Source organism: Nocardia sp. NBC_00565 (genome assembly GCF_036345915.1).
Classification (GTDB): Bacteria; Actinomycetota; Actinomycetes; order Mycobacteriales; family Mycobacteriaceae; genus Nocardia.
Genome location: NZ_CP107785.1, coordinates 2159138 through 2185875, shown reverse-complemented (window position 1 = coordinate 2185875; position 26738 = coordinate 2159138). Strand labels below are relative to the sequence as shown.

The following is a 26738-nucleotide window of genomic DNA, read 5'->3' as shown; positions in this document are numbered from 1 at the left end:
CGGGCGGCGGATCTCAGGTGAGATCGCGCGGCTCGCCGGTCCCCATGTACGACGCCAGGTTGTGGTGCAGATTGACAATGGTGCGTTCGCGATATGGATTGGGTTTGGGACCCGAGAAACCGCGCGACTTCATGCCCTGCTGGACGGCGGCCATATTGTCGAAATCCTGCGGCAGCACCGTGCGCCAGCCCGGATCGCCGACGGGCGTGTACACCCATTCCGTCTCGGGCTCCTCGCCCGGCGGGAAGAGTTCGAATACGGCGGCCTCGAAAATGCATTTGTCGGGGTCGTAGCCATAGGGCCGGAATCGGTAGCACAGCATGTTGTTCAGCGCGTGCCCGATCTGGAAATTGGGGAAGATCTGCCAGGAGGTGCCACTCTTGGCGACCGTCTCGGGGTCGACCGTCGGCCAGATCACACCGCGCTCGGCGTCCTCGCGACAGCAGGTGTCCAGCCAATACCGCAGCACATCGCCGGGCGCAGTGCCTTCGGGCAGTTCATCGGCCAGCCGGTTGGCGACCGCGACCATCGACTCGGTGGTGTTCGTATTCGCGTTCTCCCAGGTGAAATTCTGCAATTGCGCCGTCGACAAGCGGGCGTCGGGACCGCTGCCGATCCGCAATTTGCCCTGGTTCTCCTCCATGCCCTTGGGCGCGTCGTACCCGATATTGCTGTGCTTACCCTGGGCCCGGCCCCAACCGAGGAAATCGCCGAAATTCATGAACTCCGGGTGGGTGTACGGCACGTGGTAGGTCTCCATGAACGCCTCGAAGGCGACCTTCCAGTTGCAGTCGAAGCTCAGCCACCGCCGCCACCGGTACCGCATGTTCTCCAGGTGGAAGGGATCGAGCAGCGTCGCCGCCGGCTCCAGATACGCGCGCAGCGGTTCGCAGTCCGGATCCATATTGATCCAGATCCAGCCGCCCCAGGTGTCGACCCGCACTTGGTTCAGTCCGTCGTTGCGCTCGGTCAGACCAGTCGGCCAATCCTCGCGTTCGGGGACGAAGGTGTTCTGGCCCTCCAGGTTGTAGCGCCAGCCGTGGAATCCGCAGACGAACTGTTTACGGCAGCCACGGGCATCATGGGCGCCGGCCGGGGTGTCGAGCAGGCGACGGCCCCGGTGCGCGCACACGTTGTAGTACGCGCGGATCGTATCCGGCGCGATGCGCACGATAATGAACGAATCGTCGAGAATCTCGTAGGTCAGGTAATCGCCGACCTTGGGGATTTCCTCCACCCGGCCGACCTGCTGCCACACTTTGGCCCACAGTTTGTCCCGTTCGGCCCGGGCGTACTCCTCGGAGATATAGGCCTCGACGTCGATCGTGAGCGGAGTCGAAAGCGGTTCGGTCGCGGCGGTGTCGCTCATGCCCGCGCCTCGCTAGCGCTCGGCTCCGGCATGCGCGAGGCGCGCTGGCACACGATTCGCTCACTGCGTTCGCTCATGACATTCTCCTTCGAAAACTCTGCGATATCAGCGGGTAATGGCGGCGCGGAACGACTCGTCCTCGAGGAAAAGCGAGGTGTTGTCGGCGCCGAGATGGGTCCATTTGAGGTCGAGTCCGCCGTCCACCAGCAGGGTTTGTCCGGTGATATAGGTGGACAGGTCCGACAGCAGGAACAGGATGGCCCCCGCCTGTTCCTCCGGACGGGCCCGTCGGCCCATGGCAATGGCGCTTCGGTCGCGTTCGGGATCTTCGCCGACGTAGGTACGCGAGGCCGGGGTCTCGGTGACGCCGGGGGCGATGGCGTTCACCCGGATGTTGTCCAAGGCCAACTCCACGGCCATGGTGCGGGTCGCCGCCACCAACGCGGCCTTGGCCGTGCCGTAGCCGATGTGGAACGGTGCGGTATTCATACCGCTGATCGAGGAGATCGACACGATCGAGCCGGGCCGGCCGCGCGATTTCAATTCCGCGGCCACTGCTTGGCTCATGAAGAACATCGTTTCGAGATTCCAGCCGAGCAGCGCACGCCAATCTTCGCGAGTGACCCGGGTGAACGGCATCCAGGTCGATGGCGCGGCGCCACCGGCCACGTTGACCAGCCCGTGCAGGTCCCCTTCGGTGTGGCGCACCTGCTCCAGCACGGTGGCGATGCCGTCGTCGGTGGCGGCGTCGGCCGCGACCGGTATGACCGAAAGACCCTCCGCCGCCAGCGGTGCCACATGTTTGTCGAGGTTCTCCTTGGATCGGCTCATCGCGATCACGGTCGCACCGGCGCGCGCGACCATGCGCACCACCGAGGTGCCGATACCACCGCCGCCCGCACCGGAGACGATGACGATGCGGCCATCGAGTCCGAGGAAGTTGTTGTCCGACATGGCTTGTCTCACTCTGCCTTTCGGATTGCCAGCACGCTGCCGTCGGCGTCGGCGGACAGGTAGAGGGTGCCGTCCGGCCCGGCTGCGATACCGGCGAAGGGGCCCTGCGGGCCGGAAAACGGCGGGATCCCCCGCAGTGGTTTCGGGATAACACCGGGCGGGGCCCCGACGGGGAGATCGCGGGCGATGATGTCGCGCGCCTTGGTTTCGAGATCGACGCTGATCAGCAACTTGGTCCCGGCATCGACGACATAGAGCCGAGTGCCGCGGACCAGGATGCCCTGGGGCTTGTCCAGACCGTCCACCACAGTGTCGACGCCGGAACCGGTGATCGAAACGATCCGTCCGGCACCGGATTCGGCGACGAAGCAGGTCCCGTCCGGACCGAACGTCACACCGACCGGCTGGTGCAGGCCCGAAGCCAGCTCCCCGACCTGGCCGGACTGGACCGAGAGCACCCGGCCGGTGCCGAATTCGGCGGTCGCGATGAGCCCGCCCGGTGCGACCGCCACGCCGTAGAGCTGGTCGAAGCCCTGGGCCAGGACTTCGCTCTCCTGATCCGCGGGCCGGTAGCGGGTGACCTCGCCATTGGCGGTGGTGACGATGAATTCGCCACCACCGACGGCACTCACCCCGCGGATGAAGCCCGGATAGCCGGGCGAGAAGAGCATTCCCAGCGTCTGCGGCTCGCCCCCTGGGCGCAAGAGATAGAAGTAGGTCCCGTCGGCGATATAGAGGTTGCCCTCCTCGCCGACGGTCAGATCCAGCGGCCAATTCAGGCCGCCCGGCAAGGTCGTCCTGGTTTTTCCGCCGCCGAGGATCTCGGTGATCTCCCCGGTGAAATTCGAGACGAACAGCCGCTCGCCCACGAAGGTGCAGTTGTCCAGGCCGGGTGACAGGGTGGCCAGCACACTGCGCTCACCGGTGCGGGGATCAATGCGCAGCACCTCTCCGGAATGCACTTGGGTGGAGACGATGAAGCCCTCGGAATCGAATTTCACGGAGTCGGGAACGCCGAGATCGCCTGCGACCCGCTCGGGTTCGCCACCCTCGGGATCGATTCGCCAGATGTCGTTGGTCCCCATCACCGGGTAGTACAGAAGGCCGTCGGGTCCGACCTCCATGGCGTTGGGCATCGCGATGTTGTCGAGCAGTACGCGCGGTGCGCCGCCGTTGAGATCGAGCTCCATCAGGCGGCCGCCGACGCGGCACTCGTTGACGAACAGGCGCCCCTGGTGCACGGTGATGCCGTTCGCGCCGGGAAGATCGTCGCGCAGGATTCGCGTGCGCCCGTCGGTGCCGCGCGTGCTCACCCGCCCCTCCATGGGCTCGGTGGCGAAGAGGTTGCCCTGCGGACCGAAGGCCACATCGTCGGGCGCGATGATCTCACCGCCCTTGGCGCTGATGGTCTCCAGCAGGCCGGTCTCGACATCGAGTGCGCTGATCTGGCTCCCGGTCACCTGCGCCACATAGATGCGGCCGTCCGGACCGGTGCGCAGGCCGTTCGCGCCGAACAGCCGACTCGGTGCGGTGAGCCGTTCCAGCCGCCACCCGTCGGCGAGGCTCGGTGTCGTGGTGCTGGTATAGCGCGCCCCTTGCAACAAGGTGGGGCCTCCTCCGCTGGATCGGAACGTCAATGCCCGCGATGGGGCGCTGCGGCGGCCGGTCACGCCGGGCCGGTAGTGACGCAGGCCACTCTTCATCGGGTGGTGAGAGCCTAGCCAGGAGAGATTGAGGATTACAAGTATTGTTATCCTTATAAAGATAGCCTAGCATGCGCGTCCTACGAGAATGTCAATACCGATTGTTGACAACCAGATTCTACGGCGATGGCGTGGGCTTTCGGCGCAGATCGCGGGCGCGATCAGTCCGGCAACACAGCGGCTCGCACCGCCTTCGCGGAGGGACCGACGCCATAACGGGAACACGGACCGCCCGCTGGCGACGCGGCGCTGCTCGACTCGCTATCCAGGAACGGATTCGGCAGGACAGATGGGTCCCACCGGCGGCGCGGCTAGATCCGGGAGCGGTGGCTGGACCGAATGGCTTGGCGCGCAACGGTGGACGCGGCGTTGACGACGTCTTCGTCGAAGCGTTCGAGCACCAGGGCCTGGGTGGCGGCGAGGTGGGCGCGGGCCAGCCGTTCTGCCTCCTCGGCCCGTCCGGCCGAGATCTCCGCGACGATCCGGCGGTGCGCGCGCACGGCGTCCTGCGCCTCGGCCTCGGATGGATACTCACCGCGCCGGGTGAGGGCTTCCGCCCACGCCTCCTCCTGCGCCGACCAGAGCGCGACGAGGCTGCTGACTACGTAGCGGACGGTCGCGTTCGGCGTGAACGAGACGACAAGATCGTGGAATTCCCGGGCGACGTGCGTGAAAGCCACACCGTCGCCGACCAATTCGGCGGACGCCTCGATGGCGGCGTTCAGTTCCGGGACGACAACTTCGGCGCGGTCCGCGCGCCGGGCGCATTCGGCGGCGCACACCGGTTCCAGCATCTGCAGGCCGACCGCGAGATCACCCAGCGTGACCCGCCCGCCCTGGAGCGCGAGGCCGAGGTGATATGCGGCCGAGGACTCGTCGGGGCGGTGCACCTCGGCGCCGCCGACATTGCCGCGGCGTACCGTGACCAGGCCCTCGGTTTCCAGGATCCGGATGGATTCCCGAATCGAGGGATAGCTGACGCCGAACTCCTTGACCAGCTGGTCCTGAGTGGGCAGGCGGTAGTCGTCGTCGCCGGCCAGGATGCGGGTGCGCAGTTCGGCCGCAACGGTTTCCGCGATGCGACGCTGCGGAACCCGGGCGCGCCGGGGGGTGGTCACGCGGGCCGCCTGTCATCCATTCGCGCGAGTCTAATCACCGCACGCTGACCATACAACTATTGCTATCTTTACCAAAGCGATTAGCACTTCAAAGATTGCTATCTTTACAAGGATTGACGTACCGTGCGAGCCATGGACTTCACGATGGGCGAGGCCGCCACCGCGCTCCGGCACGAGCTGCGGGGTCTGATGCGGGAGCACGTTCCCGCGGACTTCCTCGGCGCGTTCACCGACGATCCGGCCGATCTCGCGGTCGCTCAGCGATTCTGTCGCCTGCTCGCCGACCGCGGCCTGCTGTGTCTGGCCTGGCCCGAGGAGTTCGGCGGGCGTGGCGGTTCGATATGGGAGCAGACCGCGGTCCGCGAGGAGATGTGGGCCCAGCACGAGCCGCGGGGTGCGCAGTACATGGGCGTCAACTGGGTGGGCCCGACGATCATGCGGCACGGCACACCGGAACAGCAGCGCACGCACCTGGCGCCGATCGCGCGCGGCGAGGTGATCTGGTGCCAAGGCTTCAGTGAGCCCGAAGCCGGTTCCGACCTGGCGTCACTGCGCACCACGGCCCGCCGCGACGGTGCCGGCTGGACCATCTCCGGGCAGAAGATCTGGACCTCGTACGCGACCATGGCGCAGTGGTGTTTTCTGCTCGCCCGCACCTCGACGGGGCAACGGAAACAGCACGGCCTGACGATCTTCCTCGTGCCGATGTCCGATCCGGCCATCGAGATCCGGCCCATCCGCGCCATGATGGGCCCGCACCATCTCAACGAGGTCTTCCTCAACGATCTACAGGTGACCGAGGCCGACGTGCTCGGCGCCGTGGACGAGGGCTGGACCGTGGTGCAGGAAGTGCTGGCGTTCGAACGAGTGGGCATCGCCCGATACGCCCGGTGCGAGCGCCTGTTGCTGGCCGCACCGACGGTGCTCGGTGACCGATGGGACGACCTCCCGGCGGAGCTGCGCGCACGGTGGGCGCGGATGCTCACGCACTGCCGCCGCGCCCGGCTGCTCGCGTACCGGGTGGTGGCGTTGCAGAGCGCCGACAGGGTGCGGCCGGGCGACGCCGCGGCGTACCGGATCGCGGTGACCAAGCTCGACCAGGACAGCGCCGCGGTACTCGCCGAGATCGCCGCATATGTCGCGTCCGCCGATGACGAGGGCAGGCGGTTCCGTGCCGCGGTGGACGATCACTGGCGCTACTCCCATGCCTCGACCGTCGCTTCGGGAAGTATCGAGATGCAGCGAATTCTGTTGGCCCGAGCCCTGCTGGCGGCCTGATGAACATCGAATTGCGCACCGAGGCAGTCGAATACGGCGTCCAGGTGCGCCGGGCGCTGGAGGCGGCCGGCGGGGATAAGCTGGCCCGCCTCGCGGAGCGCGAACCCGAGCGCAGGGCCGGCCTGGTGGCACCGGTCCTGGCCGACCTCGGTGCGTGGGAGCTCGAGCCGCGTCGCGACGCCGTCGAACTGGAGGCGGCCGCGGCGCTGTGCCACAGCGCAGGTTACTGGGCTGCCCCGTACCCCGTGGCCGAGCGGCTGTCGCGCCCGGCCGATCTCGATGTCGACGGGTTGATCGTGGTATCGGACTTTCGCCCCGAAGGGGCCGTTGCCGGCCTCGATCTCCGGTGGGCCGCGGTGACCCTGGACGGCCACCGCGGCGGCGTCGAGTCGGCCGCTCCCCCGCGATCGCCGCGGACATCGGCATTCGTCACCGAACTTCAGGTGCGTCCGCTGGATGACAACGGCGCCGCGGATGTGGCGCTGGGACTAGTGCTGCCGTGCTGGACACTGCTCGGGATGCTCGACCGGGTACTGGAACTCGCGCGCGCTCATGTTTTGATGCGCAAGCAATTCGGCAAACCGCTCGCGGAATTCCAGGGCGTGCAGTTCCAGCTGACCGACGCGGAGGTCGAGCGCGGCGGCGTGGAGATGCTCGCCCGGTTCGCGCTGTGGAGTATCCAGACCGGTCGCGCGGACGTGGTCGCCGACGCGCTGGCGCTGCGACTGGCGGCGGTCGAGGCGGCGGACATCGTTTTCCGGGTCGCGCACCAACTGCACGGGGCGATCGGCTTCTGCGACGAGACGACGCTGTCCTGGCTCTCGCGCTACAGCCTGCCATTGCGGCGGTTGCCATTCGGTCTGTCGGGCACCGTCGATCAGCTGACGCGGCGCATGGGCCGATCCGGTCTGGCCGGACTGTTCTCCGATCCGATGGGAGTGTGAGCGCGTGCGTTACGAACTCCCGGATGAGCTCACGGTGATCTGCGACGGTCCGATCCGGACGGTGGTCATCAACCGGCCGGACCAGTTGAACGCGGTAAACCCGGCACTGCACTGGGCGCTGGCCAATGTGTGGCGGCAGCTGGCCGCCGATCGCGACGCCGAGGTGGTGATCCTGACCGGCGCGGGCCGAACCTTCAGCGCCGGTGGCGATCTGGACTGGATCACCTCGTTTCTCGACGATCCGGTGGCCCGCGACGAGAGCATCCGCGAGGGCGCGCAGATCATCGAGGAAATGCTGCGGTTCGGACTGCCGGTGATCACCGCCGTCAACGGGCCCGCGGTCGGGCTCGGCTGCAGCATCGCGGTGCTGTCGGACATCGTGCTGATATCGGAGACCGCGTATCTGGCCGACCCGCATATCGCGGTCGGGCTGGTCGCCGGTGACGGCGGCGCGGCGTTCTGGCCGCTCCTCGGCCCGATACTGCGCTCGCGCGAGTACCTGTACACCGGCGACCGTATCCCCGCCGCCACCGCCGTCGAGCTGGGCCTGGCCAGTCGGACCGTGGCGCCGGAGTCGCTGCTCGCCGAGGCCCGTCGGCTGGCCGAACGGCTCGCCGGGCAACCGGCCCAGGCGCTGCGCGGCACCAAACGCGTTGTCAATATGTATCTTTCGCAGGCACTGGGCGGCCCGATGCAGGCGGGTTTCGCGGCCGAGGTGGTCACCATGCAATCCGCCGAGCACCGCGACCGCTTGCTCGCGCTGCGGAAGGCGCACTGACGTAGATGACCACCTCCTCCCCCGACCAGCTCGACGAGTTCCGCGCCGGTGTGCGCGAATGGTGTCGGACGCATATCCCCGCGCAGTGGCGGCGCGCGCAGACGGATGTCTCGGATGCGGAATTCGTCCGCTTCCAGCAGGACTGGTTCCAGGAGTTGCGCGCCGCCGGTTTCGCAGTACCGCATTGGCCGAAGCAGTGGGGCGGCGGCATGTCGCTCGCCGAGCAGGTCGTGCTCTACCAGGAGCTCGCCGCCCACGACGCGCCTCGACTGGTCCTGGCTTTCGTATCGATCCATCATGCGGCGTCCACACTGCTCGCCGCGGGGACCGAGGAGCAGCGCCAGCGGCACCTTCCGGCGATCCTCAACGGGGAGATCTGGTGTCAAGGTTTCTCCGAGCCCGGCGCGGGCTCGGATATGGCCGCACTGCAGACGACCGCGCGGCGCGCGGGCGACGGTTACGTCGTCAATGGTCAGAAGCTCTGGGCCAGTGGCGCGATGCACGCAGACTGGTGCCTGCTACTGGCCCGCACCGATCCGAATGCGCCCAAGCGGCACGGGATCTCGTACTTCCTGCTGGATATGCGCACACCAGGCGTGGACGTTCGCCCCATCCGCCAGGCGACCGGCGAATCCCATTTCTGCGAGATCTTCCTCGAAGATGTCACCATCCCGGCCACCCGGCTCGTCGGGCCGGAGCACGCGGGATGGCGAGTGGCACAACAGACCCTGGGCGCCGAACGCGGTATGACCATGTTGGAACTGGCCGAGCGACTCGGCAACGGCGGGTTCCGGTGGCTGGTGCGGCTGTGCGCGCGTCCCGGGCCCGGCGGGACGCGGCCGCTCGACGATCCGCTGATCGGCGACCGGCTCGCGACGCTGGAAATCGAACTCACCGGGTTGCGCGCGCTGTGCGCCGAACTCGTCGCGAACGACCACCCCGGCCCGGCCGACGCCTCGATCGTGAAGCTGTATTACAGCGAGCTGCTACAGCGGATGACCGACTTCGGCACCGAGGTCGCGGGCTTGGCCGCGCACACCGAACTGCACAAGCCACGGTCCAGCGGATGGGAATCCGGGGCCTGGATGCTGGACTTCATCGGCTCCTGGGAATGGACCATCCCGGGCGGAACCAGCGAAATTCAGCGCACCATCATCGGGGAACGCGGCCTCGGCCTGCCCCGCGAGCCGACGGGACACTGATGTCCACCCGCATCGAGGACCTCGCCGAACTGCACCACGAACTGCGCGCGGTGGCACGCGACCTGCTCGCGAAGACCGCGGCCGAGTCCGCCGTCGACTGGTCGCTGATCGCCCGATCCGGGTGGCTGGGTCTGGAGGCGGCCGCCGAATTCGACGGCGCGGAGGCTACTTTCGCCGAGGTCGCCGTCATCCTCCAAGAGCTGGGCCGAGCGGCGGCGCGCAGCCCCTACCCGGCCGTCGCGGCCCTCGGCGTCGGAGCGCTGAACGAGCTCGAGCCGGGCCAGGACCGGGATGAGCTACTGCGCGACACCGTATCCGGTACCACGATCCCGGTCCTCGCACTGCCGGGCGAGGCGGCCGCCGCGCCGTTTCGCCTCACGCGGACTCCACACGGCGTGCTCCTCGATGGCACGGCCACCTTCGTGCCCGACGCACCCACCGCCGACCGGCTCCTGGTACCGGCCATCGATTCGGCGGGCGCCACCGTGATCGTGCACATCGATGCACGGGCCGCCGGAATGTCCGTCGCGCGGCAACCGGTCCTCGACGCGACCCGCGACTTCGGCAGTGTCGTCGCCGACAGCGCGCGACCGGAATCGATGTGGCGGTTCCACGGTGACTCGGACCATGCCCTGCGGCGTCTGCACGAGCGGGCCGCGGTGGCCGTGGCCTGCGACAGCCTCGGGCTGAGCGAGGCCATGCTGGACGCCGCCGTGGCGCACGCCGGGGTGCGGGAGCAGTTCGGGCGCAAGATCGGTTCCTTCCAAGCCGTGAAACACGCCTGCGCGGACATGCTCGTCCGGGTCACAGTGGCCAGGAAGCTGGTCGAGGCCGCGGTTCGCAGCCAGACCGGCGACCGAGCCGACGCCGCGGTCACGGCATCGATGGCCAAGTCCTACGCCTGCGCCGCCGCGGTCGACATCGCGGGTAAGGCGATGCAGTTGCACGGGGGCATGGGCTACACGTGGGAAAGCGGCATCCACGTCTATCTGAAGCGAGCCACGCTCAATCGTTCGCTTTTCGGCTCACCAGCGCAGCACCGCAGGCAATTGGCTGAGCGGTATTCATCAATCGAATATTCCTGAGGCTGGAGGTCAAAGGTGAAACCACAGCGAATACTTGTCGCTCTGTTGGCGGTCGCACTACTAGTGGCAGGCTGTAGTGGCCGCAGTGGTGGCGGGGGCCGCGGCGATGTCGAGGCGGCCGCTAAGGGTGGCGGCGATACGGCCGTCTCCGCCGATTTCGGCGACCTGAAGAACGTCTGCCAACCCGGTAAGGCGACGAGTTCGCCGACGCAGGGCGTCACCGCGGACCGGATCGAAGTCGGCGTCTTCACCGATATGGGTTTGACCAAGAAGACCGAATTCCCCGACGCCGCAAAGGTATTCACCTCGTGGTGCAATGCCAACGGCGGCATCAACGGCCGCAAACTGACCGTCAATGTGCGCGATACGAAGTACACCGAGGTCAGGCAGCGGATGTTGGAGGCCTGCCGCGAGGACTTCGCCCTCGTCGGCGGCTCGGCCGCCCTGGACGGGCTCGGCGTCAAAGACCGGCTGTCGTGTCTGCTGCCCGACTTTCCAGCGCAGCTGGGCGAACCCTCGAACGCCGGGGCCGACCTGCAGATCGGCGGCGGCGTGAACGCCGCACGGCCCTATGACCCCTACGTCGGCATGCATCAATGGCTGTTCAACGAGGTGTATCCGAACTCGGCCGGTGCCATCGGGATCCTCGCCGGTGACAGTCCGGTCACCAAGATCAGGGCGATCAAATACGCCGAGGGGCTGCCCGCGGAAGGGGCGACGCTCGTCTACAGCGACCTCATTCCGGCCACCGGTGTCACCGACTGGACGCCCTACGCACAGGCCATGAAGTCCAAGGGCGTGCGCGGCTTGTTCTTCATGGGCGATTTCCGCAGCCTGGCCAAACTGGAGTTGGTGCTCGCCGATATGCAATACAAGTTGGACTGGATCGATATCAACAACAATGCGTACAGCCAGGCCTTCCTCGAACTGGCGGGCAAATCGCTGGCCACTCAGAACAATTACGCGGATCTGTCGGGAACAGCACCGCTGGAACTATCGGACACCATTCCGGCGGTCGCGCAGGCCAAGAGTCTGTTCGCCAAGTACGCCCCGGGCGCGGAGCTGACCTATCCGGCGCTGCGCGCCCTCTCCCAGTGGTTACTGTTCGCCAAGACCGCGGCCAGCTGTGGCGACAACCTCACCCGCACCTGTCTTCTCGACAATGCACGCAAGGAAAAAGCCTGGACCGCGGGCGGTCTGCAAGCACCGGTGGACATGTCGAGCCAGTCGATCCTGCCGAAATGCTTCAACGTCGTGCAGCCGACTCCAGATGGGTGGAAGGTCGCGGATTTCAAGCCGGATACCGGGCCGTTCCGCTGTGATATGAACCCGTACGTCTACAAAGGCGACTACGGCAAGGCGATGACGCTGGCCGATGTCGGCAAGAGCATGAGCGACGTCAAGTAATCGCCGAGCGGCCAGGTCATGCCGGATCCGGCCAGCGGTCAGCGTGCGGTCCAACCACCGTCGACGACGACCGTCTGGCCGGTGACGTAGCTTCCGGCATCGCTCGCGAGCCACAGGACGGCGCCGACGATATCCTCGGCGGTTCCCGCCTTCGGCAGCGGAGTATTCCGGCGCAGGTACTCGGTCGCGCGCTCGCTCTCGTAGAGCGGGCCGGTGATCTCGCTACGAAAGAAGCCGGGGGCCACCGTATTCACGCGAATCGAGTGCCGCGCCCACTGCACCGCGAGCTCCGCGGTCAGCCCCGAAAGACCGGCCTTGCTCGCCGCATACGACGCCTGCGGTATTCCAGGGATGCCGACCAGCCCGCTGATGGACGAGATATTGATGATCGTGCCACGACCGGCGGCTCGCATATGCGCAAAGACGGCCTGCGCCAACAGGAATGGGGCCACCAGGTTCAGATCCATGGTCCGGCGGATCGCGTCGAGCGGCTCGGATTCGGCGCGCTCGGTCGTGAACATATTCCCGGCCGCGTTCACCAGGATCTCCGGCGCGCCCAAGCCCTCGACCACTTCCGGCACGACCGAACCGACCCGCGCGAGATCGGACAGATCGCAGGCGACCGCGAGGCCATCGATCTCCGCGGCGAGCTCACGCAACCGGTCGCGGCGGCGAGCCACGACCGCGACCCGCGCGCCGACCGACGCCAGTGCCCGGGCCACCGAGGCGCCCAGACCGGACGAGGCGCCGGTTACGATCGCTACCCGGCCGTCGAGGTCGAACATCCGTGCCGCCCCATCGCGGTCGCGCGTCATCCGTTCTCCCTCAAGCCTTTTCGGATCGCCGGTCGAGTAGTTCGAGCAACCGGGTGCGTTCCACCTTGCCCATGGCATTGACCGGCAGGGCCTCGACCCTGGACCAGATCTCGGGAACCTTGTATGCGGCGAGTTCGCGGCGGCACAGCTCGGTCAGCGCCTCGATATCGAGCCGGGGAGCGGCGCTCTCGACCAAGGCGGCGACCCGCTGCCCGAGACGGTCATCAGGTACCGCGCAGACCGCGACCTTGGCGACATCCGGGTGTGCCGCGATGACCCGTTCCACCTCGAGCGGGTAGACGTTCGCCCCGCCCCTGATGATGACCAGCTTCTTGCGGTCGAGCACCGTCAGCCACCCGTCGCCGTCCACGGTCCCGATATCACCGGTCGGGAACGGACCGGGCTCCGGCGGCCGGACACCGCCCGCCTCCCAGTACCCGAGCGTCGGCCGCCACCGGCCCGCCCACGGACCGGCCCCGGCCGCGCTCAACCGGAGTTCGCCGAGCTCACCGTCCGGGAGGCGACGGCCATCGTCGTCATACGCGGCGACGTCGTACTGCGGCAGCACCCGCCCGCTCGCGCCGGGACGCCACTGCTCGCCCTGCGGGTCGATCGATACGACGGTCGGCGCCTCGGTCAGGCCGTAGGTTGCCCGGGGCACCACCCCGTGCGCATCGGCGAACGCCCGGCGCAGCGCGTCCGGGGTGTCACTGCCACCGCTCCACACCTCCCGCAGCGAGCCGAGGTCGAGGTGCGGGCGCGCGGCGAGATCGTGGAGCTGTGCGGGGGCGCCATTCCACACGGTGACGCGGCGTGCGGCGATCCAGTCGGCGACCCCGTCGACATCGCGCCGGTTCATCACGACCGAGCAGCCTCCCGCCTGCGCGGTGAGCAGTGTGGACAGCACCATGAGGTTCAGTATCGTCAGCGGGAAACTGTCACCCTTGCGCAGCTCCGGTCCCCAACGCCGGGTGGCGACCAGGACCGCGCCAGGAAGCAGCAAGTTGCGCTGACTGTGCACGACCGCCTTGGGCCGCCCCGACGTCCCACTGGTGAACGCGATGCCGGCCGGCGCGTCGATACTCTGCTCGATGCGCGGAGCCGACTCGTCTCGATCCATGAGCTGCGCCCAGCGATCCGGGGTGACACAGTCCGGTCGCTTCAAGCGGCAGCGCGGTCCGGCCAGCACGACCTTCGGGTCGCACAGGTCGCGCAGATCCTGCTGCTCGCTCGCCGCCAGCGCTTCCCCGATACCCGCCCAGACGGCTCCGATCCGCTGCGCGCCGTGGAAGGCCGCGACGATATCCAGATCGTTGGGCAGGCAGGCCGCGACGCGGTCACCCGGACGCACACCGAGCGACCACAGCGCGCCGGCCGCCCGGCGCGCCTGACGGTCCAGCTCGACGTAGCTCCACGCACCCGAAACCGCCTCGACCGCAGTGGCATTCGGGTGCGACGCGAGCGCGGCGTCCAGCACGTGGGCGATCGTGGCGGGGACGGCTACCGGCCGGCTGGACACGTCCTGGGAATCTCGATCGGTGTGCCGTGGTACGCCACCGTCCTTGCTGCTGTCCACGCCATCTTTCTATCACTATCCTTACAAAGATTCATACTATAGGGTGAAGCCGTCGTCGCCAGTGCGGCCGTTCGCGGACCGGGGTGCGGCGCGAGCCCCCGGCGAAACACGACGCAGCGAGGCGCGGATATGAAACACACAGGCCCCCTGTCCGGAGTGCGCGTCATCGATCTGACGGCCATGGTCATGGGCCCCTATTGCACCCAGATCATGGCCGATATGGGTGCGGATGTGATCAAAATAGAGCCACCGGCCGGCGATAACACTCGCTACATCTCGGTCGGCCCGGAACCCGGTATGGCGGGCGTATTCGTCAATGTGAACCGCGGCAAACGCAGTATGGTACTGGATCTGCGCTCCGACGAAGGCAAGCAGACATTGCGCAATCTCATCGAACACGGCGATATCTTCATCCATTCGATGCGCGCCACGGCGATCGCCAGACTCGGATTCGACTACGAAGCCGTGGCCGCCATCAATCCGGCCATCGTCTACACCAATTGTTACGGCTACGGACGCCGTGGACCAGATGCGAACCTGACCGCCTATGACGACACCATTCAGGCGGAATGCGGCCTGCCTTTCGCCCAGGAACAACTGACCGGCGCGGCGAGCTACGTCGGCACGATCATGGCGGACAAAGTCGCCGGACTGACGGCTCTGTACGCCACCACCATGGCGCTGTTCCACCGCGAACGGACCGGCGAGGGCCAAGAGGTCGAGGTCGCCATGTTCGAGACCATGGCCGCGTTCATGCTGGTGGAGCACGCCAACGGGGCGATGTTCACGCCACCCCTCGGTACCGCGGCATATCCGCGCGCGCTGACACCGAATCGAAAACCGTATCGCACCAAAGACGGCCATATCTCCGCGCTGGTATACAACGACAAGCAGTGGACCGCCTTCGTCGACGCCGTACGCCCGGCCTGGGCCGGGGAACATTTCGCCACTCTCGAACAACGCGCGAGCCGAATCGATACCGTCTACGCCCTACTGGGCGAAACGTTCCTGGAACGTACGACGCAGGACTGGCTGGATCTGCTCCGGTCACTCGATATTCCCGCCGCGCCGGTACGCACGCTCGACGAACTGTTCGACAATCCGCATTTGAATGCGGCCGGATTCTTCGAGACGGTCGACACCCCTAATGGCGCGGTGCGTTTTCCCGGGACGCCGACCTGGTTCTCCCGAACCCCCGCTCATATCGCGGGCCCGGCCCCGCGGCTCGGCGCGCACACCGCTGAGATCATGCGGGAATTGGCGCGGGAATGACCGGCGATCTGGACCTCGGCCGGTTTCTGCGCCCGGGCGATCGCATCGTCATCGGCCAGGCGTGCGGCGAACCGACGACGCTCATCGAGGCGCTGATCGAGCAGGGCCGCGATATCGGCGGGCTGTCGGCCTTCATCGCGACCAGCTTCTCCGGTGTGTTCACCCCGGCGGCCACCGACAGTTTCGCGCTGTCCAGTATGGGAGCGATCGGCGCGCTGCGGGCGCTGACCAAGGAGCACAAGCTCACCGTGATCCCCTGCCACGTCAGCCAGGTCGGCCCGATGATCGAGGCCGGGATCATCGGATGCGATATCGCTTTCGTCCAGGTCAGCCCGGCCGATGCGGATGGCAACCACAGCTTCGGCCTCATCAGCGATTATGTGCGGGCCGCCGTCGCGAAGGCGCGTGTCGTCGTCGCGGAGGTGAACGAGCAGGTGCCGTTCACGCCCGGCGAATCACTGTCCGCCGCCGATATCGATTACGCCGTACATGTTTCGCGCCCGCCGGTCACGGTGGCGCCGGGGAATATCAGCGAAATCGACCAAGCCATCGCGAAATACGCCGCCGCCTATATCGAGGACGGCTCGGTCATCCAGACCGGAGTCGGCACCGTGCCGGACGCCATCCTGCGGCTGCTGCACGATCGCACGGATCTCGGCGTGCATTCCGGCATGCTGGGCGATGGTCTCGTCGACCTGGTCGAGGCGGGCGTCGTCACCAATGCGCGCAAATCCATCGATCGAGGCGTTTCGATCACCGGTGCGTTGATCGGTACCGAACGGCTCTATGAGTTCGGCCACCGCAATCCGCGAATCCGCATGTGCGCCACGTCTTATACCCACGATGCGGCCGTGCTCGCACAGTTGGACAAACTGGTGACCATCAATTCGGCCATGGAGGTCGACCTCACCGGGCAGGTGAACGCCGAACAAAGCGGTTCGGCCTATCTCGGCGGCACCGGCGGCCAGGTCGATTTCGTTCGAGCGGGTGCGCGCTCAGCGGGCGGCCACGCCATCATCGCCCTGCCCGCCACCGCCAAAGGCGGCACGATCAGCCGCATTACCGCCGACCTGACCGGGCCGGTCACCACCGCGCGCAGCGATGTGGATGTGATCGTCACCGAATTCGGTGCGGCCGAACTCGAGGGCCGCACACTGGCCGAACGCACCCGTCGGCTGATCGCCATCGCGCATCCCGATTTTCAGGAAGAACTGGCCCGGGCGGCCCACACCATTCAGCGGAGAGGTTTCTGATGAGCGACGCGGTACTGTTCGACGCCCGCGCCGACGGCATCGCCGTCATCACCCTGAACCGACCGGAGACGCGCAATTGCCTGGCCGAGGACGTTCGCGAAGGTCTGTACGCCGCATGGGATCGCTTCGAGCGGGATCCGGCATTGCGTATCGCCATTCTCACCGGCGCGGGCGACAAGGCATTCTGCGCGGGCGGCGATCTCAAGGAAATGGTGGAAACCGGTATGCGCGTACCACCGCGCGAGATGTTCCCGCTGCCCTACGACACCATCGAATTGTCGAAACCCACCATCGCCGCGGTCAACGGCGTCGCATTCGCCGGCGGCTGGATGCTCGCCCAGGCCTGCGATCTGTGCGTGGCAGGCACCACCGCGAAATTCGCGATAACGGAGGTCAAGGTGGGCCGCAGCGCACCGTGGGCCGCACCCCTGATACATATGATCCCGCAGCGAATCATGATGGAAATCCTGCTCACCGGCAAACCGATCACCGCCCAGCGCGCCTATGAGATCGGCCTGGTCAACCGGCTAGCCGAGCCGGCCGAATTGATGGAAACCGCCCTCGATCTGGCCGGTGAGATTCTCGACGGCGCCCCGCTCTCAGTCCGTACCGCGCGCGAAACAGTCATGATCGCGACCGAGATGGGCCGCTCGGCCGCCCTGAAAGCCGCCAGACACGCTTCCGAACTTTGCTACAACAGCGAGGACGCGCAGGAAGGTCCCCGCGCGTTCGCCGAAAAGCGTGCCCCGCAATGGCGCGGACGGTGATCCGAAGCGCAGCGTGTCAGGGACGGCTGCCGTCGGGTGGGAGATGTTCGGGGACCCAGTCGGGAGCCCGCTTCTCCATGAAGGCTCGCATGCCCTCGCGCGGTTCCGGTGACTGCTGCAGTTCCATGAACATGGTCTGGTAGTCGATGAAACCGTAGCGCTCGTTGAGCATGCGTTTGACGTGCGCGCGGGCCGTCGGGGCGGTCTGCAGGATTTCGGTGACCGCGGTGACCGCGGCGGCCCGGAGTTCATCGTGCGGGACGACCCGGGTGATGACGCCCAGTCGCTGGGCTTCGGCGGCATCGAAGCGGCGGGCCGACAGCAGCAGGTCGCGGGCCACGGCGATGCCGACGTGAGCGGGCAGCACGGCAGCATAGGTGGCATCGGGGATGCCGCGCAGCAGCTCCGGCACCCGGAAGGTGGCCCGATCACTGGCCACGGCGATATCGGCCAACATCGCGATCAACAGTCCGCCCGCCTGGCAGATGCCGTTGACCGCGGCCACTACCGGCGCGCGGCTGTCACGAATCGCGAGGAACGGCAACGTGTCCTGGCCGCCGAGACCGGGCGGCAGCGCATCGCCGGGTTCGGAGCGACGGCCGAGGTCACCACCCGGGGCGAAGACATCACCGGTGCCGGTGATGATCAGCGCGGCCAGGTCGGGATCGGTGTTGACCAGAGCTACCGCCCGCTTGATCCCGAAGTACATCGCCGGTGTCAAAGCGTTGCGCGCCGCCGGACGATCGATGACGCACCAGCCGATGACACCGTCGCGTTCGAACCGCAGCCCAGCCGCACCCAGATCGTCGGTCACTCCGTATTCCTCTCCTGCCGCGACGCGGCGGCGCATATCCCTCTCCGAATCGGAGATTATCACTCTCGGAGAGAGTGGCGGCTAAGAGCCGTTCAGGTAGGCCAATACCGCCAGCACTCTGCGGTGGCCGCTGTCGGAAGGTGGCAGATCCAGTTTCAGGAAGACATTGCCGATGTGCTTGCTCACCACGCGTTCACTGACGAACAGAGTTTTCGCGATGGTCGTGTTGTCGTGTCCCTCGGCCATCAGCGCGAGGACCTCGCGCTCGCGCGGGGTCAGGGTGTCCAGTGGCGAATCCCGTCGGCGGGTGAGCAATTCGGTCACCACCTCCGGATCCAGGGCGGTGCCGCCGGCGGCGACGCGCTCCAGGGCGTCCAGGAATTCGTCGACCCGGCCCACTCGATCCTTCAGCAGATAGCCGACGCCGCTCGCACCGCCGCCGAGCAATTCGGTGGCATAGGACTGCTCGACGTACTGCGAGAGCACCAGCACCGGCAGGCCCGGAATCTCTTTGCGCGCTTCGAGTGCGGCGCGCAGACCTTCGTCGCGGAAACCAGGGGGCATCCGCACATCGAGCACCGCCGCATCCGGCCGCTTCGCCAAAAGCATTGGCAGCACTTCGGGTCCGGTGCCGGCGACCGCGACGACGTCATGTCCGGCAGAGGTCAGCAGTAGGACAAGTCCTTCCCGCAGTAGGGCATTGTCCTCGGCGATTACCACACGCACGGTAGCTCCGCTTCGATAGTGGTCGGGCCCCCGACGGGGCTGGTCACGGTGAGGGTGCCATCGAGTGCGGCGACCCGGCGGTACATGCCGAGCAGTCCGGATCCGCCGGTGCGCGGATCGAGCCCGGCCTGCGGGATCCGCGCGCCGCCCTGCCCATCATCGCGCACCACGACCCGCAAACCCTGTGCGGAACGCATGACCAGGACCTCGGCACCATCGGCGCCACTGTGTTTCAACGCATTCGTCAATGCCTCTGCGACAACGAAATACGCGGCGGCCTCGACCGCGGCGGGAGCCCGCGGCCCGGCCTCGACACTGTCGGCGTCGACGAAGACGGCGAGTCCGCTGCTCGCGGCGAGCGCCCGCACGGCACCGGCCAATCCGCGGTCGGTGAGGATCGGCGGGTGGATCCCGCGCACGACGTGGCGCAGTTCGGTCAGCGCGTGCTCGGCTTGTTCCTGCGCGTCGTCCAGCAGCGCGCGGGCGGCCTTCGGATCCGAATCGTAAACCCGCCTGGCCAAACCGATCCGCATCGACAGCGCGACGAGTCGGGCCTGCGTGCCATCGTGCAGATCGCGTTCGATCCGGCGCAGTTCGGCGGCATGCTCGGCGATCGCGCCTGCCCGGGTCTGGGTCAGCTCCTCGACGCGCTCGACCAGCAGCGCCTTCGGCGTCGGCTTCAGCAGCGCTTCGGACCAGGTGGCGTCCAGGTCGGCCAAGCGGCCGATCAGCGGGAGTACCAACGCCTTTCGGCCGAGCAGCCCGCACCACACACCGTCGACGGGCACACCGATCACCCATAACGGCACTGCCAGGTACCCCAGCGCACCGTAGAGGTAGTACGCCAGCATCCAGCGCAGGTCGGCATAGGTGCTCGGATCGCGCACCACCCCGCGCAGGCTCTGCCGCAGCGGTCCATCGATCCGCAGATACCGCTCGGGGATCGTCCGGCCCGTCCATTCCGCCACATTGCGCCGCTTGGTACCCGCGAGTTGGCGCATCAGCATCGTCGTCGTCGGCACCATTCCGATCCCGACGACGACCAGCGCGCCCGCCACGCTCAGCAAGATCAGCGAGATGAACAGGTAGGCGCCGAATGCCAGCGCCGCCGCCCCGGCCAACTGCCGAGTGGCCTTCGCCGCCCGTCGCACTGTCTCCCACATAACGCTCAGCGTATGCGGCCGCCTACCCCCGCGGAGGTGACGCGTCACCCCTGTCGTGGTGTACCCAGCTACACCATCGATTCGGGACGGCACTCCCTCGTCGCAGCAGGTCGGAGACGGAATCGTAGGTCTCAGCAAATCACGCCCCCCGATCCGAGAGGCCGACCTGATGAAGTCGCTGCTGAGTTCCAGCCCCGCGCTCTGGTTCCTGTTCCTGTTCAACCTCGCCGTCGCCGTGGCCGTCGGCTTCGAAGCGGTCGCCGACAGCCTCGGCCTCAGTGGCATCCAGCAGATCGTGACATGTGCCGGCATGGGTTTCGTCTCGCTGGGGGCCGGCTCGACGCTGCTGCGCCGCCGCCTGCAGACCGCCTGACCACTACCCAGCGCTCCAACCACGAAAGCGAGTCACCCCATGGACACTCCAGCCAGCGTATTGGTCGTCGGCGCCTCCGCCGCCGGACTCTCCACCGCGCAAGCCCTGCGACGCAACGGATATCAGGGCGGCATCACCGTCCTCGGCGCCGAATCCGAACTCCCCTACGACCGGCCGCCGCTGTCCAAGCAGATCCTGGCAGGCACCTGGGAGCCCGAGCGGGCCCAGCTGCGCCCCGCCGCGCACCTGTCCGACCTGAATATCGACTTCATCCTCGGTGATCCCGCGGTCGCACTCGACGCCGAATCCCGCACCGTGCACGCCGAATCCGGGCTAGCCGTGCAAGCGGACGCGATCGTGATCGCCACGGGAGTGCGGCCCCGCACCCTCTTCGGTGCGACCGCGAGTGCGGGCGTGCACGTCCTGCGCACGCTGGAAGAGGCGCTCGCCCTGCGTGCAGACCTGTTGACGGCCACCCGCCTGGTAGTCGTCGGAGAAGGCGTGCTCGGATCCGAAATCGCCGCCACCGCGCGGAAATTGGGGCTGGACGTCACTATCGTCGGCCCGCTGTCGGCGCCGATGGCCGGCCAGCTCGGCCCGCGCGTGGCGAGCCTGCTCGGTGACCTGCACACCGAAAACGGCGTCAACCTGCGTCTCGGGACCGGAGTCAGCGAACTCGTCCGCAATGCGGGACGTGTCGCGGGCGTGCGGCTCGATACCGGCGAGGAACTCCCGGCCGACCTCGTCGTGGTCGCGGTCGGCGCTACCCCGGCCACCGAATGGCTGGACGGTAGCGGACTCACCCTCGACAACGGTGTGGTCTGCGATGCCAATTGCCGTGCGGCCGAAGGCATCTACGCCGTCGGCGATGTCGCCCGCTGGCACCACGACCACGTCGGCGCCCTGGTCCGCCTGGAGAACCGCACCAACGCCACCGAGCAGGCGGCCGCGGTGGCGGCCAACATCCTCGGCGCCGAGCAGCCCTACACCCCGATTTCCTACTTCTGGACCGATCAGTTCGACGCCAAGATCCAGGTCCACGGCACGCTCCCCGCCGGGGCCGAGGTGGAGATCGTGGAGGGCTCCACCGACGAGCGCAGGTTCGTCGCCCGATACCGCGCCGACGGCCGGGTCACCGGCGTCGTCGGCTGGAACATGCCCAAACAGACCCGGCTGCGCCGCCAGGACGTCGTCGACGCCCAGTCGGTCACCGTACCGGCGCACTGACACCCACCAGCCATTTCCCAGAACACCTAGGAGGACATCATGAAAGTTTTCATCGACGAGGACAAATGCGTCGCCTGCGGCCAATGCGTTGCCGAGGCCCCCGACGTCTTCGACCAGCGCGACGAGGACGGCATCGTCATCCTGCTCGACGCGAACCCGCCCGCGGACCAGGACGACGCCGTTCGAGATGCCGCAGGTGTCTGCCCGGCACTGGTCATCACCTTCCAGGAATAACGAACCCGCGAAAGGAAAGCCCATGTCCGAGTCCACCATCACCACGGACCTGCCCGAATTCCCGAATCCCCGAGCCGCGGGCTGCCCGTTCGCGCCGCCGCCGCGGCAGCGGGCACAGCTGCCCGAGAGCCCGGTATCGAAGGTGCGGATCTGGGACGGCAGCACCCAGTGGCTGGTCACCGGCCACGCCGAGCAGCGGATCGTGCTGTCGGACCCACGGGTCAGCGCCGACGAGCGCCAACCCGGATTTCCGCACCAGAACCTCGGCATGGCCGAAACCGTCGACCACCGGCCGTTGACCATCTTCAACTCCGACGCCCCCGAGCACAGCCGGTTCCGCCGGTTGATGACCCCGCCCTTCACCGTCAAACGCGTCGAGGCGCTGCGACCGGTCATCCAGCAGATCACCGACGACCTGATCGACGAGATGCTCGCCGGACCGAAACCGACCGACCTGGTCACCGCGCTGGCCCTGCCGCTGCCGTCGCTGATGATCTGCGAACTGCTCGGTGTCCCCTACTCCGACAAGGAGTTCTTCCATCGGCATGCGACCGTCTCCGTCGACCGCAATGCCACTCCGGAGGAGAACGCGCGATCCAGCGCGGAAATCCTGGAGTACCTGGCCGGTCTGATCACGGCGCGGCTGGACTCCCCCGGCGATGGCTGGGTCTCCGATCTCGCCGAGCGCGTGAACGCCGGTGATGTCACCGTGCACGAGGCCGCCCAGATGGGCGTGGTGCTGCTCATCGCCGGACATGAGACGAGCGCGAATATGATCGGGCTCGGAACCCTTGCGCTGCTGCAGAATCCGGACCAGCTCGCGATTTTCCGTGACAGCGACGACCCGAAGGTCATCGCCGGCGGCGTCGAGGAGATGCTGCGCTATCTGTCCATCGCCCAGCACGGGCTGCGCCGGATCGCGCTCGAGGACATCGAGGTCGGTGGCGAGGTGATCCGCGCCGGCGACGGCATCATCACGCCGCTGCCGATCGCCAACTGGGATCCGCGGGCCTTCCCCGAACCCGACCGCCTCGACCTGCACCGGCCGGCCCGTCAGCACCACGCCTTCGGCTTCGGCATCCACCAGTGCGTCGGCCAGCAACTGGCCAGGGTGGAACTCCAGATCGTCTACGGCACCCTCTACCGCCGCATCCCCACCCTCGAACTGGCCACCACCATCGACCGGATCGAGTTCAAGGAGGACTACTTCGCCTACGGCGTCCACGAACTCCCCGTCACCTGGTAACCAGCACACATTCCCCCAAGGATCGGGAACGACCGCGTTCCCGACCCAACGAAAGGTAACGATCATGACAAACGAACTGACCGGCAAGGTCGCCATCATCACCGGTGGCGCGGCGGGAATCGGCCGCACCGCAGTGGACGCCTTCGTGGCAGAGGGCGCCCGCGTGATCATCGCGGACATCAATGCCGAACTCGGTGCGGCCGTGGCCGCGGAGTACGGACCGGAGGTCGCGTTCAAGGAGACCGACGTCGCGAATTCGGATCAGGTCCGCGATCTGGTCGACTTCACGGTGGCGCATTTCGGCGGGCTGGACATCATGTTCAACAACGCCGGCATCCCCACCACCATGTATTCCAGCCTGCTCGACGATCCGCTGGCGGATTTCCACCGGCTGATGGGCGTCGATCTGCTCGGCGTCATGCTCGGAACCCAGCACGCGGCGCGGCATATGGCCGAACACGGTGGCGGGTCGATCATCAACACCACCTCGATCGGCGGCATCCGAGCCGGTCGTGGTCAGGTGGTCTACCGCGCGGCGAAGGCGGGCGTCAATCACTTCACCAAATGCGCCGCCATCGACCTGGCCGCATACGGTATCCGCGTCAACAGCATCGCTCCGGGCGCGATCCCCACGGCCATCCTGGGCAGCACCATGGGCGACCTGGACGACACCGAGGCGGCCGTCCGCGAGCTGCGCGAGGTCATCAAGTCCATTCGCCCGCTGCGGCGCGACGGCACCGCCACTGATATCGCCGAGGCGGCCGTCTTCTTCGCCGGCGATCGTTCCGCCTACATCACCGGCACCGTGCTGCCGGTCGACGGCGGCATCGTCGCCGGCCACGCGATGGACTCCTTCGCCGAGATCAAGGAGGCACACGCCCCGGCCCTGTCGGCATGACCGACCATGCGACGGCGCCGGCGCGCCATGACAAACGACGACCCCACTGCCCAGCTGTCGGCAGTGGGGTCTCGGCATTTCACCGCCCGCGCACTGCCGACTATTGATTCGGAATGGGCGCATCGCGGCTCTCGCTCTTGACACGGATGGAATGTTCACGTTAACAATGTGAGCGTTAACACCGATGAGGGAGCAGTGCATGCGGGACAAGTACGTCATCGGCGTCGACTTCGGCACCTTGTCCGGGCGTGCCTTGGTGGTCCGGGTCTGCGATGGTGCGGCGGTCGGTAGTGCGGTCACCGATTACCGGCACGGCGTGATCGACCAAACGTTGCCCGCGACCGGGGCGGCACTGCCGCCGGACTGGGCACTACAGGATCCCCAGGACTATCTCGACATAGTGCGGACCGCGGTCCCCGCCGCCCTGACCGACGCCGGGATCGATCCGGCCGATGTCATCGGCATCGCCACCGATTTCACCGCGTGCACGGTGCTCCCGGCCCGCGCCGACGGCACCCCGCTGTGCCGATTGCCGGAGTACACGGGGCGACCGCACGCGTATCCGAAACTGTGGAAGCATCACGCCGCGCAACCACAGGCCGATCGCATCAATGCCCTTGCCCACGAACGCGCAGAGCCGTGGATCGGGCGCTACGGCGGCAAGATCTCCGCGGAATGGGAGTTCGCGAAGGGGCTGCAGCTGCTCGAGGAGGATCCGGAGCTCTACGCCCGCGCGGACCGCTTCATCGAGGCGGCCGACTGGATCGTCTGGCAGCTGTGCGGTGTGGAAACCCGCAATGTCTGTACCGCGGGGTACAAGGGCATCCACCAGGACGGGGCGTGGCCGAGTACGGAGTACCTCGCGGCCCTGCACCCGGGCTTTGCCGGATTCGCCGCCGGCAAGCTCGCTCACCCGCTGTCCCCGCTCGGTGGCCGTGCCGGCGGTCTCACCGAGCGGGCGGCGACGTGGACGGGACTTCGTGCCGGTATCGCGGTCGCGGTCGGCAATGTCGACGCGCATGTGACCGCACCGGCCGCCAAATCCGTCGGCGACGGCCAGATGCTCGCGGTCATGGGCACCTCCACCTGCCATGTGATGAACAGTGATCACCTGGCCGAGGTGCCCGGTATGTGCGGGGTCGTCGCCGACGGAATCGTTTCCGGCAGTTGGGGTTACGAGGCCGGACAGAACGGCGTCGGCGATATCTTCGGCTGGTTCGTCGATTCGTCGCTGCCGCGGCGCTATCAGGAAGCCGCCGACGCCCGCGGGATCAGCGCCCATGCGTACCTGACCGAGTTGGCGCGGCGACAGCGGGTCGGCGAGCACGGCCTGGTCGCATTGGATTGGCACAACGGCAATCGGTCGGTGCTGGTCGACGCCGAACTGTCCGGCATGGTCCTCGGTCTCACCCTGGCGACCACGCCCGAGGACATCTACCGGGCGCTGCTGGAGGCGACCGCGTTCGGAACACGCACCATCGTCGAATCCTTCGAATCGGCCGGCGTGCCGGTTCGTGAGCTCACCGTGGCCGGTGGCCTGCTGAAGAACCCGCTGTTGATGCAGATCTACGCCGATGTCACGCGACTGCCGCTCTCGCTGATCGACTCCGATCAGGGCCCCGCGCTCGGATCCGCGATCCACGCGGCCGTCGCCGCCGGCGCCTATCCCGATGTGCGCGCCGCCGCCGCGGCGATGGGGCGGGTACGACCGGCCGCCTATCTGCCCGATCCCGAACGTGCCGCCGCCTACGACGCCCTCTACGCCGAATACCGGCGCCTACACGACCATTTCGGCCGCGGCGGCAATGACGTGCTGCATCGACTGCGCCGCATCCGGAACACCGCGAGAAAAGAGGTCGCCCCCGCATGAATTCGACCGATTCGGCCATCGCCGAACTGCGCACGCACCTGGTCGATTTGCACCGGGAGCTCGTCCGCTGGGGACTCGTGGTGTGGACCGCGGGCAATGTCTCGGCGCGCGTGCCCGGCGCGGACCTGCTGGTCATCAAACCGAGCGGGGTGTCCTACGACGATCTGACGCCCGCGTCCATGGTGGTCTGCGATCTCGAAGGCAAGCTCGTCGACGGTGCGCTGTCACCGTCCAGCGATACCGCCGCGCACGCCTACATCTATCGCGCCATGCCACACGTCGGCGGTGTGGTGCACACCCATTCCACCTACGCCTGCGCGTGGGCGGCACGCGCCGAACCGATTCCCTGTGCGTTGACCGCGATGGCCGATGAATTCGGCGGGGAGATCCCCGTCGGCCCCTTCGCCCTCATCGGCGATGACGATATCGGAAAGGGCGTTGTCGCAACGCTTTCCGGCCATCGCTCGCCCGCGGTGCTGATGAAGAACCATGGCGTGTTCACCATCGGCGAGGACGCCAAATCCGCGGTGAAGGCCGCCGTCATGTGCGAGGACGTGGCCCGCACCGTCCACATCGCCCGCCAACTCGGCGAACCCGTGCCCCTCCCGCAGTCCGCGGTGGACCGCCTGCACGACCGCTACCAGAACGTGTACGGCCAGCGCTGAA

25 protein-coding genes are annotated in these 26738 nt (G+C 67.3%); 16 read left to right on the top strand and 9 right to left on the bottom strand.

The genetic code is table 11. The features are described from left to right. Positions 1 to 13: 13 nt before the first annotated feature. The 4 genes from OG874_RS10515 to OG874_RS10500 all read right to left on the bottom strand — a co-directional run bounded on the left by OG874_RS10515 (position 14) and on the right by OG874_RS10500 (position 5144). Positions 14 to 1369, bottom strand: coding sequence for an aromatic ring-hydroxylating oxygenase subunit alpha (locus OG874_RS10515; protein ID WP_330254929.1), 1356 nt, complete (start codon positions 1367 to 1369; stop codon positions 14 to 16). A gap of 105 nt (positions 1370 to 1474) precedes the next feature. Next, positions 1475 to 2323, bottom strand: coding sequence for an SDR family NAD(P)-dependent oxidoreductase (locus OG874_RS10510; RefSeq protein WP_330254928.1), 849 nt, complete (start codon positions 2321 to 2323; stop codon positions 1475 to 1477). A gap of 8 nt (positions 2324 to 2331) precedes the next feature. Then, complete coding sequence (locus tag OG874_RS10505) at positions 2332 to 3927, bottom strand: SMP-30/gluconolactonase/LRE family protein (RefSeq protein WP_330254927.1); 1596 nt, start codon at positions 3925 to 3927, stop codon at positions 2332 to 2334. 410 nt (positions 3928 to 4337) lie between these two features. Next, positions 4338 to 5144: a FadR/GntR family transcriptional regulator gene (locus tag OG874_RS10500; RefSeq protein WP_330254926.1), complete on the bottom strand. Its 807-nt coding sequence runs from the start codon at positions 5142 to 5144 to the stop codon at positions 4338 to 4340. Between the two features lie 132 nt (positions 5145 to 5276). On the opposite strand from OG874_RS10500, the gene OG874_RS10495 reads away from it, so the two are divergent. From OG874_RS10495 to OG874_RS10470, 6 genes are read left to right on the top strand one after another with little or no spacing between them, the layout of a single operon-like run. Continuing rightward, on the top strand, positions 5277 to 6422 hold the full coding sequence (locus tag OG874_RS10495; protein ID WP_330254925.1) for an acyl-CoA dehydrogenase family protein: 1146 nt from the start codon (positions 5277 to 5279) through the stop codon (positions 6420 to 6422). After that, positions 6422 to 7366 carry an acyl-CoA dehydrogenase family protein gene (locus OG874_RS10490; protein WP_330254924.1) on the top strand — a complete coding sequence of 315 codons (945 nt, stop codon included), beginning with the start codon at positions 6422 to 6424 and terminating at the stop codon, positions 7364 to 7366. Before OG874_RS10495 ends, OG874_RS10490 begins: the two co-directional genes overlap by 1 nt. Before the next feature lie 4 nt (positions 7367 to 7370). Then, positions 7371 to 8144, top strand: coding sequence for an enoyl-CoA hydratase/isomerase family protein (locus tag OG874_RS10485; RefSeq protein ID WP_330254923.1), 774 nt, complete (start codon positions 7371 to 7373; stop codon positions 8142 to 8144). Positions 8145 to 8149: 5 nt separating this feature from the next. Beyond that, on the top strand, positions 8150 to 9346 hold the full coding sequence (locus OG874_RS10480; RefSeq protein ID WP_330254922.1) for an acyl-CoA dehydrogenase family protein: 1197 nt from the start codon (positions 8150 to 8152) through the stop codon (positions 9344 to 9346). Beyond that, positions 9346 to 10431 (top strand): acyl-CoA dehydrogenase family protein, encoded by a 1086-nt coding sequence (locus OG874_RS10475; protein ID WP_330254921.1) that lies wholly within the window; start codon positions 9346 to 9348, stop codon positions 10429 to 10431. The genes OG874_RS10480 and OG874_RS10475 overlap by 1 nt, the downstream gene beginning before the upstream one ends. A 15-nt stretch (positions 10432 to 10446) precedes the next feature. Then, positions 10447 to 11838: an ABC transporter substrate-binding protein gene (locus tag OG874_RS10470; protein ID WP_330254920.1), complete on the top strand. Its 1392-nt coding sequence runs from the start codon at positions 10447 to 10449 to the stop codon at positions 11836 to 11838. A 38-nt stretch (positions 11839 to 11876) separates the two neighbouring features. On the opposite strand, the gene OG874_RS10465 is transcribed toward OG874_RS10470, so the two are convergent. Beyond that, on the bottom strand, positions 11877 to 12653 hold the full coding sequence (locus OG874_RS10465; RefSeq protein ID WP_330254919.1) for an SDR family NAD(P)-dependent oxidoreductase: 777 nt from the start codon (positions 12651 to 12653) through the stop codon (positions 11877 to 11879). A 10-nt stretch (positions 12654 to 12663) separates the two neighbouring features. Continuing rightward, on the bottom strand, positions 12664 to 14229 hold the full coding sequence (locus OG874_RS10460; protein ID WP_330254918.1) for a class I adenylate-forming enzyme family protein: 1566 nt from the start codon (positions 14227 to 14229) through the stop codon (positions 12664 to 12666). A gap of 129 nt (positions 14230 to 14358) precedes the next feature. Here OG874_RS10460 and OG874_RS10455 point away from each other — a divergent pair, with 129 nt between their 5' ends. Genes OG874_RS10455 through OG874_RS10445 form a run of 3 tightly spaced genes read left to right on the top strand, consistent with a single transcriptional unit; the run spans position 14359 to position 17521 of the window. After that, on the top strand, positions 14359 to 15501 hold the full coding sequence (locus OG874_RS10455; protein ID WP_330254917.1) for a CaiB/BaiF CoA transferase family protein: 1143 nt from the start codon (positions 14359 to 14361) through the stop codon (positions 15499 to 15501). Further along, entirely contained in the window at positions 15498 to 16754 is a 1257-nt protein-coding gene (locus OG874_RS10450; protein WP_330254916.1) for an acetyl-CoA hydrolase/transferase family protein, read from the top strand. The genes OG874_RS10455 and OG874_RS10450 overlap by 4 nt, the downstream gene beginning before the upstream one ends. Beyond that, complete coding sequence (locus tag OG874_RS10445; protein ID WP_330254915.1) at positions 16754 to 17521, top strand: enoyl-CoA hydratase/isomerase family protein; 768 nt, start codon at positions 16754 to 16756, stop codon at positions 17519 to 17521. The genes OG874_RS10450 and OG874_RS10445 overlap by 1 nt, the downstream gene beginning before the upstream one ends. A gap of 16 nt (positions 17522 to 17537) precedes the next feature. On the opposite strand, the gene OG874_RS10440 is transcribed toward OG874_RS10445, so the two are convergent. The 3 genes from OG874_RS10440 to OG874_RS10430 all read right to left on the bottom strand — a co-directional run bounded on the left by OG874_RS10440 (position 17538) and on the right by OG874_RS10430 (position 20224). Continuing rightward, positions 17538 to 18335, bottom strand: a complete 798-nt coding sequence (locus tag OG874_RS10440; RefSeq protein ID WP_330254914.1) for an enoyl-CoA hydratase/isomerase family protein — start codon at positions 18333 to 18335, stop codon at positions 17538 to 17540. 81 nt (positions 18336 to 18416) lie between these two features. After that, positions 18417 to 19061: a response regulator transcription factor gene (locus OG874_RS10435; RefSeq protein ID WP_330254913.1), complete on the bottom strand. Its 645-nt coding sequence runs from the start codon at positions 19059 to 19061 to the stop codon at positions 18417 to 18419. Next, a complete protein-coding gene (locus OG874_RS10430) occupies positions 19049 to 20224 on the bottom strand; it encodes a sensor histidine kinase (RefSeq protein WP_330254912.1) in 1176 nt (391 codons plus the stop codon). Before OG874_RS10430 ends, OG874_RS10435 begins: the two co-directional genes overlap by 13 nt. 169 nt (positions 20225 to 20393) lie before the next feature. Between OG874_RS10430 and OG874_RS10425 the strand changes: the two genes are divergently transcribed. The 7 genes from OG874_RS10425 to OG874_RS10395 all read left to right on the top strand — a co-directional run bounded on the left by OG874_RS10425 (position 20394) and on the right by OG874_RS10395 (position 26737). After that, positions 20394 to 20597 carry a hypothetical protein gene (locus tag OG874_RS10425; protein WP_330254911.1) on the top strand — a complete coding sequence of 68 codons (204 nt, stop codon included), beginning with the start codon at positions 20394 to 20396 and terminating at the stop codon, positions 20595 to 20597. Between the two features lie 39 nt (positions 20598 to 20636). Beyond that, positions 20637 to 21824 (top strand): NAD(P)/FAD-dependent oxidoreductase, encoded by a 1188-nt coding sequence (locus OG874_RS10420; protein WP_330254910.1) that lies wholly within the window; start codon positions 20637 to 20639, stop codon positions 21822 to 21824. A gap of 39 nt (positions 21825 to 21863) precedes the next feature. Next, positions 21864 to 22058, top strand: a complete 195-nt coding sequence (locus OG874_RS10415; RefSeq protein ID WP_330254909.1) for a ferredoxin — start codon at positions 21864 to 21866, stop codon at positions 22056 to 22058. Between the two features lie 22 nt (positions 22059 to 22080). Continuing rightward, on the top strand, positions 22081 to 23304 hold the full coding sequence (locus OG874_RS10410) for a cytochrome P450 (protein WP_330254908.1): 1224 nt from the start codon (positions 22081 to 22083) through the stop codon (positions 23302 to 23304). A 64-nt stretch (positions 23305 to 23368) separates the two neighbouring features. Then, positions 23369 to 24202, top strand: coding sequence for an SDR family NAD(P)-dependent oxidoreductase (locus tag OG874_RS10405; protein WP_330254907.1), 834 nt, complete (start codon positions 23369 to 23371; stop codon positions 24200 to 24202). Positions 24203 to 24401: 199 nt separating this feature from the next. Continuing rightward, a complete protein-coding gene (gene araB, locus OG874_RS10400; protein ID WP_330254906.1) occupies positions 24402 to 26072 on the top strand; it encodes a ribulokinase in 1671 nt (556 codons plus the stop codon). Beyond that, positions 26069 to 26737 (top strand): L-ribulose-5-phosphate 4-epimerase, encoded by a 669-nt coding sequence (locus OG874_RS10395; RefSeq protein ID WP_330254905.1) that lies wholly within the window; start codon positions 26069 to 26071, stop codon positions 26735 to 26737. Before araB ends, OG874_RS10395 begins: the two co-directional genes overlap by 4 nt. The last annotated feature ends 1 nt before the right edge of the window (position 26738 follow it).